The organism is Olivibacter jilunii (genome assembly GCF_900607235.1).
In the GTDB taxonomy this organism is placed as follows: Bacteria; Bacteroidota; Bacteroidia; order Sphingobacteriales; family Sphingobacteriaceae; genus Olivibacter; species Olivibacter oleidegradans.
On the sequence record NZ_LR027852.1, the window covers coordinates 63,660 to 77,148 of the forward strand.

Consider the following 13,489-nt stretch of genomic DNA (forward strand, 5'->3'; position numbering starts at 1 on the left):
AATGAGAAAAGAAACATCTACCAATGCTTTGAATGAGAAGCAAATTAATGATACTTGCGGTATGGCATATTCATTATCTATTATTGGAGGCAGGTGGAAACCGGCCATACTTTGTCGACTTGCTTATGGGAAAATGCGTTATAGTGATCTGAAGAACTCAATTGACGGCATTTCTGAGCGAATGTTGGTGGCTCAACTCCGAGAGTTGGAAAAGGATTATATTGTAAAACGTAATGTCTATGCTGTGGTGCCACCTCGCGTTGAGTACGAATTGACAGACCTTGGCCTAACGATGCGGCCTATGTTGCAGGCAATGTCCGACTGGGGGAATATGCATCGTAAAACAACGGTCAGAAAAAAGGATGACACTGCTGTTGCTTAGTGTTTTAGAAGAGCGGGCAGATTATTGGGCAATAAAGACTGGAATATCGACGCGGTGTCTGAGCCTATTAACGGTTTCCCCATAAATAAAGTCCTTAAGACCGCGATGCCCATGGCTACCTACGATCAGGAGGTCTGCTTGGTAATAGTTGCATACCTTGGCAATGAATTTCACCCGGTTTTTATGGCCCACCTCAAAGCTTGTTTCAAAGCCTTGGTCTTTAAAAAGCTGAATATAACGGGACATTCTTGCTTCGTCGTGACGTTTCTCGTAATCATCTGTGTCTTCTTCCATCATTCGGGAAGATGCGCTTTCCGCCACATGGATTAGAATAAACTGCGTGCCGGGTTTGGCAAGCTTAAGTGCATATGAAACCACTAAGGGATCAGATGAAGAATAGTCTAGTGCTAGCGCGATACGGTTGAAAGCGGGTGTTTCCAATACAGAATCTTGAAAAGGCGGATGGACTTCCATATTCACTTTTTTCTTAAGTTTAATTATAGGGTAAAGGACCGTTAGTAGCAACAGTACAAATAATCCCACGCCACCTATAATCAGTAGTGCCGTCAGCCAAGGGTTGTTAAATACTTTAATCCAGTTTGTGATTTCTTCGTATACCAACTGAAAGTTTAGGAAGGATATAATGACTGCGATTGTCCATGCAATTATTTTAAGACCCGTTGAAATAGCAAAGACCCCCATCCGTTTCCGATCGCTGACAAAATGGATAAGCGGAATAACTGCAAAAGCTAACTGCATGCTTAATAAAACCTGACTAAAAACAAGCATTGGTCCCACTTCGTCATCACCGGCAATATAAATTACTAGAATAGCAGGAACAATGGCCAATAAGCGTGTCAACATGCGTCGTAAAGCTGGGCTAATACGCAAGCGTAGATAGCCCTCCATCACAATTTGCCCAGCCAATGTTCCGGTAACAGTTGAGCTTTGACCGGCCAGAATCAGTGCGACGGCAAATAGTCTGGGGGCCCATTCACTGCCCAATGTTGGTGCTAATAATTTATGCGCGTCCTGTAATTCGGCAACGTTATTCATGCCGTTTTTGTGAAACACGGAAGCAGCCAGAATCAAGATCGCGGCATTGACGAAAAACGCAAGATTGAGGGCAATTGCCGTGTCCCAAAAATTATACTTCAGTGCTTTTCTAATAGAAGATTCATCTCGATTGATTTTGCGGGTTTGCACAAGAGCAGAATGCAGATAAAGATTATGAGGCATTACCGTTGCACCGATAATCCCGATACTAATATAGAGCGCGGCTGTGTTCGGGATGGATGGTATAAAACCGCTGGCGATAGAGGCCATATCCGGTTGCGCCAAAATCATTTCAACGAGAAAACACATGCCAATCATGAAAATCAAACCAATAATGAACATTTCCATCTTTCGCATTCCTAAGCGTTGAAGATAAAGTAGCAGAAAAGTGTCCAGGAAACTAATAGCAACACCCCATAAGAGATCCAATCCAAACAAAAGATTCAGTCCGATTGCCATACCTAACACTTCTGCTAAATCACAGGCAGCAATAGCTATCTCGGCAAGAATGTACAAAATGAAATTCATTTTTTTCGGATAGGTCTCCCGATTACACTGGGCTAAATCCTTGCCCCAAACTATGCCGAGTCGTGCCGTTAAGCTTTGTAACACCAGTGCCATCATGTTACTCATTAATAAGACCCAAATTAGTGTATAGCCAAACTGGCTACCTCCTGCTAGATCTGTCGCCCAGTTTCCCGGGTCCATATAGCCTACGCTTATTAGATAAGCAGGGCCAAAGAAACTCAAGATCTTTTTAAATCGCGACCCTTTTATATCGGTCTCAACGCTTTGATGTACTTCCTCTAACGATTTGTGTTGGTTGTTCAATGTTTTCGTCTAATAAAAATGTAATTCCTATCCTCAAACAGACAATATATTCAGAATGTTTTTAGTGTTGCTTAACTAAAAAGTTTTGCTTGGCTAACTTATGAATTTTATAGTAGAAAATCAATAGCCGTTCGCAAGTTCGTATACTGCTGCCTGATCGGTCTGTTTTCTTGAATTGTAGAATGGCCGTATCTCTTCATACGTCTTTGTTTGATAAAAATTTAAATTTTTCAATCAATTTGCAATGGTCACTGTTTTAATAAAGAAAGAAAGGAGTTTGTTATGACGATTACTGTTCGAGAGCCTGGTACCAAGGCATTTATAAATATTAATGCGTATCCTGAAGAATACCAAGACTCAACGGCGTGGCGGATACAATACCCAGGAATTAAACCCTTCCTAATGATCAAGCGAGACGGTGAATGGATAATGGTCGATCACGAAGCAATTAATATTGAAGTAGCCGAAGCTGTAATTGAGGCAATGAAACAAGTTGACAATTAATGTTTCGATTTGGTATCGCTTTTGCTAAATAGCAGTAAAAATAAAGCTATGATTAAAAGAATTTTGACTTACGTACTTGTCAGCGGCATATTTTGGAGCTGCAATAACGGAACAAAAGGCACCGGGGATATAAATACTACCGACACTACGACTGAGGAGTATGTACCAATCGATGCCACATCTGATACGGCGGATATGCATAACGCACAAAACTCATTGGATGTTATTGGAATTTATAAGGGTGTGCTACCCTGCGCCGATTGTGAAGGGATAAATACCGAGTTGGAATTGAAAGCAGACAGCACTTACACATTAAAAAATAGCTACTTGGGTAAAGGAGACAGTCAGTCCTTCGAAGAAGATGGCCGCTATGTTTGGATTGATGGGAGCACGATTGAGTTAAAAGGAGGCAGGGATGCACCTGGTAAGTACTTTGTAGGTGAAAACACCCTTACACAGCTCGATATGAACGGTGATAAAATAACCGGGGCGCTGGCTGACAAATACATTTTACGAAAATAAAGACCGTATACGGAAATTGAAGAACGTGTCGCAATGACACGTTTTTCAATCTTGTTCACTACCGTTCTTAGCAGACAGTCCTTTTTTTCGTTTATTTTTTTACGCAATCGGTTGATCCCCCTTTTCATTTTCTATCTTCTTTTATTTCGCGTAGTTTGCCATCAAAATCAATTATGATATGCAAGTAAAACGCGTCGTGCTTCTCTTTAGCAGTTTGTTAATTATCATTTATCAAAGTCTCGGACAAACCAAGCCCATTCCGGAAAACATTGTGAAAATACCGATTGGCGGAAATTCTTGGCAAACGGGTACGACTTCCGGAAAGGATAATCTAATTTCGAAAGCGGGTATCAAACAATGGGACGACCCGAAGAAAGGCTTCAAGACATTCGTACGGCTAGAAAAAGTAGGTACCTTAACAATTTGGTTAGATGCGAAAATTAATGAACCCAGTGCCTTGCAGGTTACGGTTGCAGGAGAGACGAAAACCGTAAATCTGAAGGCCCAGCATAAAAAAATGGTTTACCTGGGCGACTGGGTCATCCGTGATACAGGATATACAGTCATTAACATACATGGTCGACCAGTTAATTTGAGTAATATAGAATATTTAGGAATCCATGGCACTGCGGTTAATGATCGTGTTCATTTTGTCAAAAATGATGAAGGAAATTTTTTCTATTGGGGCAGACGTGGGCCCTCTACGCATCTGAATTATCAATTGCCTGAAAAGGATATCATGTATTATTATAATGAAGTAACAGTACCGGAAGGTAATGACCTTATTGGGTCTTATTTTATGGCCAATGGCTTTAGCGGTGGTTATTTTGGTATGCAGGTTAACTCAAAAAGTGAAAGACGTATTCTATTTTCCGTATGGAGCCCTTTCCAAACAGACGATCCGAAAACCATTCCACCGGATCATCAAATAAAACTATTAAAAAAAGGTGAAAGAGTACATACGGGTGAATTCGGTAATGAAGGAGCCGGTGGACAAAGTTATTATAAATTTAACTGGATAGCTGGTAACACTTATAGGTTTTTGTTAAAAGGCGAACCAGTAGCTAATAATTATACAAATTATACGGCGTGGTTCTACGCACCTGAAGTTGCTGAATGGAAATTAATTGCTAGTTTTAGTAGACCTCAAACATCAAGCTGGCTTAAAGGCTTTCATTCTTTCTTAGAGAATTTTTCACCTGAGGAGGGAATTTTCGAAAGAAAGGTTTATTTCGGAAACCAGTGGGTCATTGATAAAGAAGGGCGTTGGTATGAGGTGAAAAGAGCTAAATTTTCTGCTGATAATACAGCCCGCGTCGGATATCGGATGGATTACAGTGGTGGAAGTGAGCACGATAAATTTTTTCTGGATAATTTTGGTTTTTTTAGTCATTATACCCCCATTGGAGCACAATTTAGCAGATCGACGAACGGCGGCAAACCAACGATCGATTTCAATAAATTGCCATAAAAGGGAGAGGAAAGACTGATTATTATTAATATTTTAGGGAGCGCATAGATCTACAAAGATCTATGCGCTCTGATTGTTAACGATCTGTTAGTAACCTGGGTTTTGCGTTAGTTCGCCGTTTAGTACAATCTGACTGCTTGGTATAGGATAAAGATAGTAGTTGGGATCTTTTATAACAAGCATTCGATCCAATGCCAGGCCCGTTCTACAGAAATCGAACCAAGCTTCACCTTCAAACATGAGCTCGCGCTCTTTTTCTTCTTGCACCGCTGTGATGAAATTCTCTATACTGCCAAAAGAATTTATTGGGGGAGGGGTTAGGCCGGCCCGTTTTTGTACCTCTTGATAAGAATGATAGGCAGCATCGCTGACTGTGCCATCCACTCTCGCTTGTGCTTCAGCATGTATCAGAAAAATTTCAGCAATTCGAATAACCGGCAGATTTTGTGTCGCGGGACTTGCCTTGGGGAATTTGCCAATATAATAACGATCGCGCGATCCGAATTTGACCGTGAAGTCCCTTCTTTTATCTCCCTCGGCATATTTCTCATATACAGTAGTTCCCCTTGCATAAAAGAGCATACTTGGATTATCGTTGCTAACCGAGGCCAAGGGATTGGTTGCTTGATCATCAAATTGTAATTCGAAAATGGATTCTTGCGTATTCTCCGTTGTCCATATGGACGCGAAATCAGGTATCAGCGTGAAACGTTGACTATTAATAACTCCTTGCGCGAGGCTCGCAGCTTGGGAGTAATCACCTGTAATCTGACCGTTGTATAATTGCACTTTAGCGAGCAAAGCCTTCGCTGCAAGGCTCGTTGCTCGGCCTTTGGATGTGGCATCATCGCCATAACTGTCCGGAAGTGTGGCTGCGTCCTGTAGATCGGTAATAATTTGTTGATAAACTTGATCAATGGGTGTGCGTGGAATCGCTATGTTTTCCTCTTCTGTTGTGGCAGTTGTCTTTAAAGGTACAGCGCCGAATGCCCTTACTAGGAAAAAGTAATTGAGCGCCCGAACAAATTTAGCCTCTCCGACAAATTGCTGTCTCTTTTCAGTTGAGATGCTGCTCTCGGGCATTTCAGGAACCCTGGCTATAATATTGTTGGCTGCATTGATAGTGGTATAGGTTGCTTGCCACATATTATTGGTCCAAGGGTTGTTTACTTGGATATTATTTGTTCGGAAATTTTCGTATTCGGGATAGACCGAAGCATGACTTACATGACCTGCGGAAAATTCGGGAACGATAATGATGGACTGGCCAAAAGAAAAGGAGTTTAGCATTGTCCGGTACATGCCAATTACGGCTGAATTAGCGTTTGTTTCTGAATTAAAATACTCATCGGGTGTAATCTGGCTAATCGGTTCTTTATCAAGGAAGTCGTTACAAGCCGACAAGGAGGCTGCTAGCAACGTTATTATAACGATATTAAAGAATGTCTTCATTGTTTTCAAGTCTATTTTGAACTATTAAAAAGTTAAGTTTACACCAGCTGTAAATATGCGAGGCTGAGGATAACTGCCATAATCATAACCGTAAATGAGGCCGGTGTTAGCACCGCCATGACTGGATCCTACTTCCGGGTCGTATCCCCGATAATTGGTGAAAACGTAGGCATTTTGGACCGTTACGTAAACCCGCAGTCGACTTAAGTTGATATTTTCAATCATTTTAGTTGGGAAAGTATACCCTAGGGTGATGTTTCTCAATCTAAAGAAAGATCCATCTTGCACAAAACGGTCGGAAATAGCACCGTTATTCAGATCGCCTGGACTTGGTCGTGGAACATCCGTGATATCTCCAGGGTTCCTCCACCGACGGGTCCAATCGGTAAAGCCATTACTACTTGCGTTATACCCCTCTAAACCGGTTGCTAAATTATAGTTGAACACATCGTTTCCGTAGGAGAATTGTCCCATGATACTTAAATCAAAATTCTTGTACTGGAAAGTGTTCGTTATACCACCAAAGAAATCGGGATTTGGATCACCAATAATTTGTCGATCATCCGGATTAGTAGGCGTGGTTGGGTCGCCATTTTGGTCTTCAAAATCAATCAGTCCGGTTTCGGGGTTGACACCGATCATTTTCCATCCATAAAAGGTTCCGAGGGGAAGTCCCGGTTGTGCAATATTTAACTCACCTACTCCTCCAAGAATCCTGTTAACAGGTAAAGACACCACCTTGTTGCGGTTGAACGTCATGTTGAGTGTGGTATTCCATTTAAATTCCCCCACAAGGTTTTGCGTTGACAGCTCAAATTCAAACCCTTTATTTTGGATTTCGCCGAAATTGGTGAATCTGTTTTGAAAGCCCGAATTTGTGAGAACAGGTATTCCGATCAGCAAATCAGAGGTGTTTTTCAAATAGTAGTCTGCCAATAAGGAAATTCGATTACCGAAGAGACCTAAATCCAAGCCGATATCCCATTGTTTGGTGGTTTCCCATTTTAAGTTTTTATCTCCCAAAACATTAGGTATGAACCCAGGTAGGCCTAAATAATTCTGTCCACCTGTATAAAGCGAATAACTAGCATAGTTGCCGATATTCTGATTACCGGTAATCCCCCAGCTCGCCCTTAGTTTTAAATTGCTAATTGCTTTGATATCTTTAATAAAATCCTCGTCCGACAACCTCCATGCAGCGGCAAACGAAGGAAAATACCCCCACCGGTTATTTTCTCCAAATCTAGAGGAGCCGTCAGCGCGGAAATTTGCTGTAAATAAATATTTCCCTTTAAAACCATAATTTACCCGAGCGAATCCTGATGCAATAGCCCATTCTTCAGGATATGAATTAGCTCCCGTTATAACACCTCCTGAAGAAATGTACTCAATATCGTTTGAAGGAAAATTAGAGCGTTGTGCATCAACAAATTCCAATCGCGACTCTTGAACAGAAAAACCTGCCAGCGCATTAATACTGTGATCGCCGAAGGATTTGTCAAAACTTAATGTTGTTTCATTAATCCATAGTTGATCACGGGTGTTTCGTCTGGCACCTATTCCTCCCTGACTAGCAAAAGAACGCAATCCCTGCGGAGGCATAAAAAAAGTTTCATCAATAAAACTTAAATCGGTGCCGAAACTTGTTTTAAGTGCCAGTTCCGGTATAAAGCGATATTCAGCCGAAGCGTTTGCCAACACCCTAAATGTCTGTGCATTGTTGGTGGGAAGTTCTAGCATGGCTACTGGATTTTCCCGAGAAGTGCTTACTTCATCGAAGGCGTAGCTGCCATCCGGATTATAAACCGGAATATTTGGTGGCGCTACAATGCCGTTTTTTGTGGCTCCCTCTTTTGAGTTTTCTTCCTGAACGCGATCATTAATAGCCCTGGTTAGATTAATAGAAGTAGAGAAACGTAATTTTTCACTATGTTGATGGTCAAGATTAAGGCGGGCACTTAAACGGTTAAAATTTGAGTTTAACAGCACCCCGCCCTGTTTCATATAGCCGATTGAAGTATAATATTGTGTTTTTTCGCTGCCTCCGCTCGCTGACAATTCATAGTTACGTGTGGCGGCCGTACGGAAGATAGCATCTTGCCAGTCGGTGTTAATGTTGGGGTTTGCTAAGATCTGATCCGGGATGGCCGTGACGGTAGAATCCATTTCCATCCGATACTTATAATAATCCCGCATGTAATCTTGGTACTGTGCTGTGTTCATCATATCGTACCAACGTTCCTTCGGTACTTCAGAAAAACCTTCATACATATTGAAATTAAATGTACTTGTGCCCGCCTGTCCTTTTTTTGTGGTTATTAGTACAACACCGTTAGCCGCGCGTGCACCATATATAGAGGATGAGGCAGCATCTTTAAGTACTTCAACAGATTGTACATCCGACGGATTAATAGATGAAAGAATATTAATCCCCTGTGTACCGCCGCCAAAATTAAAATTCGTTCCACCTGTAAAATTTGTGGTACTATTTACGGGAATTCCATCTACTACATAAAGCGGGTCGGAGCTTGCATTGATTGAGGTCGTTCCGCGTACACGAATATTGAGGCCACCTCCAGGTGATCCCGATTTTTGCGTAACCTGAACACCGCCGGCTTTACCTTGAATAGCCTGTGTTACACTAGGCAATACATCATTTTCAATTTGATCACTTCCGATACTTGATACAGAGCTGGTTAATTTAGAGCGATCCATTGTTCCGTAACCGACAGCAACTACCTCCACTTCTTTTAAAGCTTGAGCCTCCTCACTAAGTGTTGTATTGACTACTTTTCTGTTGTTTACAAACTCCTCTTTCGTATCGTAGCCTAAAGAACTAAATACGAGTACAACATTGCCTGGTGCGGCTACACTGTATTTGCCCTGCTCATCCGTAATAACGCCTTCTTTTTTGCCTTTAATAGTTACGCTAACGCCCGGGATGGGGCCTTTTGTATCCCTTACAACACCGGTAATTTTTTCTTGTGTACTATCTGTTTTTGCAGTGTCCGGTTTTACTTGTGTGCTGTCACGGCGAAGCGAATCATTGGCTATCTTGTTTGTATCCGGTGTAACGTTAGCGGCAGGTTGAGACGAACTGGCCACAGGTTTTTCTATCAGTTGCAACTCGATATTAATCTCCTGCATTTTATTGACAGGTTCTTCTTTTGTTTGGTAACCGGAAGAGGCGAAAATTAACACGCCTATCGCTGGACTGTTGATAACATATTTTCCATCCTGGCCCGTTAGTACGCTGTCCCTTGAACCTTTAGGTTTTACAGAAACGTTAGCCAAAGGTTTGCCGGAAGAATCTGTGACCACGCCCTGTATCCGGATAGTATCGAGAACCGGTTTTTTCGTCGTGTCTTGCATGGTCGTGTCCTGATAGGAAAGAAGCAGATCCGATTTATTGCTTGCATGTGTGGTTTTTACGGTAGCGCCTTTTGAGTAATAGCCAAGGAGGATTAGGCTTAAGATAAATACAATTTGGGTGTAACGACTTCGTTTCATTCTTTGCTTTTTTACTATAATTGATTGTCTCGTCAGCAAGTGACGGGTTATCTTAACTGACGATCAAAAAGCTTAACAAAAGATGATTTAATAAAGTTTGCGGTATTGTTATACAGATTTTGTAACTATTATATTGATAATCAAAGGATTGCTGTGTGGAAAATCCGCTTTTTGTGGACTTTGGTACACATAATGTTGAAAAATTAAAAAAAAGTAAGGCTGTTCGATGGGCGAACAGCCTTAACTTAACCAATTATAAACCTAAATTATGAGAAGGATCTTTATATAAAAACCAATGTGATGGTTGTCTATTACTTCAAACAAAGATAGCCAAGAGAACAAAAAAATTCTAAAATATAGTGTTAAATTTATGTTAATATAAGGTCAAAAATGATGTAAATAAACTGTATACCAATTGGGTATATAGTTAAAAACGCAAAAAACAAATGAATATTGTGTGACTCTAGGCTATTTATTTCCTTGATAAAAACAATTTCTGCAACGAGGTTCGTAACTCTCCTTTTCTCCTATGAGCACTCTGGTATTGCCGGTCGAAATTCTATAGGAATAGTTGGCGGGGGCTCCGCAACATACGCACACGGCATGAACCTTGGTAACATGTTCGGCAATAGCCATTAGGTTTGGAATTGGGCCAAAGGGTCTACCCATATAATCCATGTCTAGCCCGGCGACAATAACCCTTATTCCTTTATTTGCCAGTATGTTACATACTTCGGGAAGATTGTCGTCAAAAAACTGCGCTTCATCGATGCCAACTACTTGAGTTTGTGTTCCCAATAATAAAATAGCAGAAGACATTTCCACAACCGTGGATTGAATACTATTCTTATCGTGTGAGACAATTTCCGTTGTCGCGTAACGCGTATCAACAGTTGGCTTAAAAATCTCAACTTCCAACTTTGCTATTTGTGCCCTTCTCAATCTTCTAATCAGTTCCTCGGTTTTTCCGGAGAACATAGAACCACATATCACTTCTATACTTCCTTTCGGGCCTGTTTTGTTTATGAAATTATGCTCACTGAACAGCATGGATTGTTGTTTTTATTCTTTAACACTAAAATCACCTTAGAAAAAGGGATGCTAATATCGGCATTTATTTCTGGTTTTGCCGCTTGGCTTCGCTATAAGAAAGCATGGTTGCTTAATAATAACCAATAGAGCAAGATAGCTCTTGCCAATCCATGCTATTTTATCTAAGTTTGACTAATATTCTTCAACATTTAGGATAAATAAGCGTTAATACATATTATGGTAACACAGAAAAGCATTTTTGAAAAGATAGGTGGTCTGTTGCAGGATTTGACTGAACAGTATGAGTTTCTAAAGGAAAATCCAAAGGAACAACAAGGTATTCATTTGGAACTTTTTGAGGCAAATATGACTTATCTAATGGGGCATGTAACGATATTAAAAAAACTCACCTCTTTGGATACCACAGAAAGTTATGCTAGCAATGTACAGGAGACAGGGCTCGATGCGAAAAAAGAGGAAAAGGCGGAGATTTCGATGCCTGAAATAAGTGCAGCGCAAGCAGTAGACGAAAAGGTAACCTTAAGGGAGGAAGAAGGCGAACAAACGTCTGCATTGAATTATGTAGATCAACAAGAAGTGAAAGAGACCTATTTTACGCCTGCCACAGCAAGTGAAGACGAAAAAGCCGAGGAATTTAAATTAGAGGATAAGCGCGATAAAAAAGAGGAGGAAAGAAGAGAACAGGGGGAATCAGGAGAACGGATCGATTATCCTATAAATGACAGAAAACAACCAGAAGATACGGCTGAAGAAACAGCGGTTGTAAAAAGCAGCGAAGAAGATGATCAACAAATTCATACTGAGCGTATGCTGGAGAAGGACCCTGATGAAGAAGAGAAGGAAGAAGTAGATAGAACCGGTGTAGGATTTATGGGGGAAAACGAAGTAGAAAAGGAAAAAACAGAGAAAGAGACTATGTCGGCGGGAGAAGGGGAGCCCGTATCAAAACAGGTTATAGAGGAGGCCAAATCAGTTGTTATTCCGAATGATCAAAACAAGGCTGAGCCAAAACAAGAAGAACCAAAGCGTCCAATGACCTTAAACGAATTGTTCTCTGCTCAACGTAAGCAAGAGCAAGGTATATTGAATGAACAGCAAGCGTCCGGTAATTTTGCCAAACAAGAATCCCCGACTACCACTAAACGGATTACGGATATAAAATCAGCTGTTAGTTTGAATGACAAGCTGCTATTTATCAAAGACTTGTTCAATGGTTATAGTTTAGCTTATACAGAGGCGATTGAGCTCTTAAGCCGTTATGATAATTTTGCCGATGCGGATACCTTCCTGCAGAGTAATTATGCTCAAAAGAATAACTGGGCAAATAAACAAGCCACAGTAGATAAATTATATGCCATATTGCGGCAAAGATTCGCTTAATAGTGTTTGACACGATTGTTCAATGAGATAATCCAGGTATCTTCGAGTGCCTGGATTTTTTATTAAACAACTCCTTTTCTGTTCGAGTCAAATTTCAGTAGGATAAAGAGCAGCAGGGTGAAACTCAGTAGAGAAGAGCCTCCATAGCTAAGGAAAGGTAGCGGGATACCAATGACAGGTACAATCCCTATTGTCATACCGATATTGATAAAAAAATGAAAAAAGAAAATGGAGGCAACACCATAGCCATATATTCTGGCAAATGCGGATCGCTGTCGTTCTGCCAGCTGGGTTATCCTCAGTAGTAAGGTCATATACAGCAATACAATAACCATTGAACCAACAAAACCCCATTCTTCACCTACTGTGCAAAAAATAAAATCCGTACTTTGTTCGGGAACGAAGTTATATTTTGTCTGGGTTCCCTGTAAATATCCCTTTCCAAAAAGCTGCCCCGACCCGATGGCTATTTTGGATTGATTCAGGTTGTAACCCTGTCCTCGGGGATCATCTACTTTTCCGAGAATTACATCAATCCGATTGCGTTGGTGCGACTGTAAAACATGTTCGTAAGCAAAATCAACCAGCAATACAAAAACAGCAGAGGCTATAAAAGCAATTACAATTGACTGAATTACTTTACGGCTTCTTTTAAACATATAGATTGACAATGCCGCTAATATAGCGAGTACGCCAATGATATACCACTGGGAGAAAAGTAGCGTAAGAATAAAGAGAATGATACAGATAAATGCGAATGCGAGGAATTGACCCGAGACATAGCCTTCACGATAAAAAACAAGCGTAAGTGCAAAGAAGGTAAGTGCAGAGCCCGTGTCCGGTTGAAGCATGATGAGAAGTACCGGTACAAAAAGGATGAGTGCCCCAAATACCAAAGTTTTAAGATTTGGCATTTTATTGCTATGTGAACTTAAATACCTTGCCAATAGTAAGCAAGAGCCCAATTTAGCAAATTCTGAAGGTTGCAACCTAAAGGTGCCGATTGGAATCCAAGCTTGGTTACCGCCCACGTTGCGTCCTACGATTAAAACGATGACCAAGAGAAGAAGAGTAATCCCGTACAGAATTGGGGATATATAATTGTAAAATTTACCATCGATAATCATCACTGCACAAGCAACTAACAAACACACTAAAATGTAAATGAACTGTTTACCATAATTGGTGCTCAGGCTTATTAAGCTGGCGTGTTGTGGGTCAAAGACGGCAGCACGAATATTAAACCAGCCGATAATACAAAGGGTCAACCAGATGAATACTGTTATCCAATCAATAGAGCCACCGTATATTTTTTTTGTTTGATTCAT

Annotated in this window: 9 protein-coding genes; 4 read left to right on the forward strand and 5 right to left on the reverse strand. The window is 40.9% G+C overall.

Features of this window, described 5'->3' with window-relative positions:
• The first annotated feature begins 1 nt into the window (after position 1).
• Entirely contained in the window at positions 2-382 is a 381-nt protein-coding gene (locus E0E36_RS16465; RefSeq protein ID WP_013665641.1) for a winged helix-turn-helix transcriptional regulator, read from the forward strand.
• A gap of 21 nt (positions 383-403) precedes the next feature.
• Here E0E36_RS16465 and E0E36_RS16470 read toward each other — a convergent pair whose 3' ends face one another.
• Entirely contained in the window at positions 404-2,269 is a 1,866-nt protein-coding gene (locus E0E36_RS16470) for an Nramp family divalent metal transporter (RefSeq protein ID WP_130856866.1), read from the reverse strand.
• Positions 2,270-2,821: 552 nt separating this feature from the next.
• On the opposite strand from E0E36_RS16470, the gene E0E36_RS16475 reads away from it, so the two are divergent.
• The gene (locus tag E0E36_RS16475; protein WP_130856867.1) at positions 2,822-3,295 is read left to right on the forward strand and encodes a copper resistance protein NlpE; all 474 of its coding nucleotides are present in this window, start codon (positions 2,822-2,824) and stop codon (positions 3,293-3,295) included.
• A 178-nt stretch (positions 3,296-3,473) separates the two neighbouring features.
• Positions 3,474-4,766, forward strand: coding sequence for a DUF3472 domain-containing protein (locus E0E36_RS16480; protein WP_130856868.1), 1,293 nt, complete (start codon positions 3,474-3,476; stop codon positions 4,764-4,766).
• An 87-nt stretch (positions 4,767-4,853) separates the two neighbouring features.
• Here E0E36_RS16480 and E0E36_RS16485 read toward each other — a convergent pair whose 3' ends face one another.
• The 3 genes from E0E36_RS16485 to E0E36_RS16495 all read right to left on the reverse strand — a co-directional run bounded on the left by E0E36_RS16485 (position 4,854) and on the right by E0E36_RS16495 (position 10,778).
• A complete protein-coding gene (locus tag E0E36_RS16485; protein WP_130856869.1) occupies positions 4,854-6,218 on the reverse strand; it encodes a RagB/SusD family nutrient uptake outer membrane protein in 1,365 nt (454 codons plus the stop codon).
• 24 nt (positions 6,219-6,242) lie between these two features.
• Positions 6,243-9,728, reverse strand: a complete 3,486-nt coding sequence (locus E0E36_RS16490; RefSeq protein ID WP_130856870.1) for a SusC/RagA family TonB-linked outer membrane protein — start codon at positions 9,726-9,728, stop codon at positions 6,243-6,245.
• A 468-nt stretch (positions 9,729-10,196) separates the two neighbouring features.
• Positions 10,197-10,778, reverse strand: coding sequence for a thymidine kinase (locus tag E0E36_RS16495; RefSeq protein WP_013665648.1), 582 nt, complete (start codon positions 10,776-10,778; stop codon positions 10,197-10,199).
• A gap of 219 nt (positions 10,779-10,997) precedes the next feature.
• On the opposite strand from E0E36_RS16495, the gene E0E36_RS16500 reads away from it, so the two are divergent.
• Positions 10,998-12,161 carry a hypothetical protein gene (locus E0E36_RS16500; RefSeq protein WP_130856871.1) on the forward strand — a complete coding sequence of 388 codons (1,164 nt, stop codon included), beginning with the start codon at positions 10,998-11,000 and terminating at the stop codon, positions 12,159-12,161.
• A gap of 62 nt (positions 12,162-12,223) precedes the next feature.
• On the opposite strand, the gene rodA is transcribed toward E0E36_RS16500, so the two are convergent.
• Positions 12,224-13,489, reverse strand: coding sequence for a rod shape-determining protein RodA (gene rodA, locus E0E36_RS16505; RefSeq protein ID WP_130856872.1), 1,266 nt, complete (start codon positions 13,487-13,489; stop codon positions 12,224-12,226).

Coding starts and splice junctions, on each gene's coding strand:
- E0E36_RS16465 (WP_013665641.1), top strand. CDS start 2: ATGAGAAAAGAAACATCTACCAATGCTTTGAATGAGAAGCAAATTAAT.
- E0E36_RS16475 (WP_130856867.1), top strand. CDS start 2,822: ATGATTAAAAGAATTTTGACTTACGTACTTGTCAGCGGCATATTTTGG.
- E0E36_RS16480 (WP_130856868.1), top strand. CDS start 3,474: ATGCAAGTAAAACGCGTCGTGCTTCTCTTTAGCAGTTTGTTAATTATC.
- E0E36_RS16485 (WP_130856869.1), bottom strand. CDS start 6,218: ATGAAGACATTCTTTAATATCGTTATAATAACGTTGCTAGCAGCCTCC.
- E0E36_RS16490 (WP_130856870.1), bottom strand. CDS start 9,728: ATGAAACGAAGTCGTTACACCCAAATTGTATTTATCTTAAGCCTAATC.
- E0E36_RS16495 (WP_013665648.1), bottom strand. CDS start 10,778: ATGCTGTTCAGTGAGCATAATTTCATAAACAAAACAGGCCCGAAAGGA.
- E0E36_RS16500 (WP_130856871.1), top strand. CDS start 10,998: ATGGTAACACAGAAAAGCATTTTTGAAAAGATAGGTGGTCTGTTGCAG.
- rodA (WP_130856872.1), bottom strand. CDS start 13,489: ATGAATCAAACAAAAAAAATATACGGTGGCTCTATTGATTGGATAACA.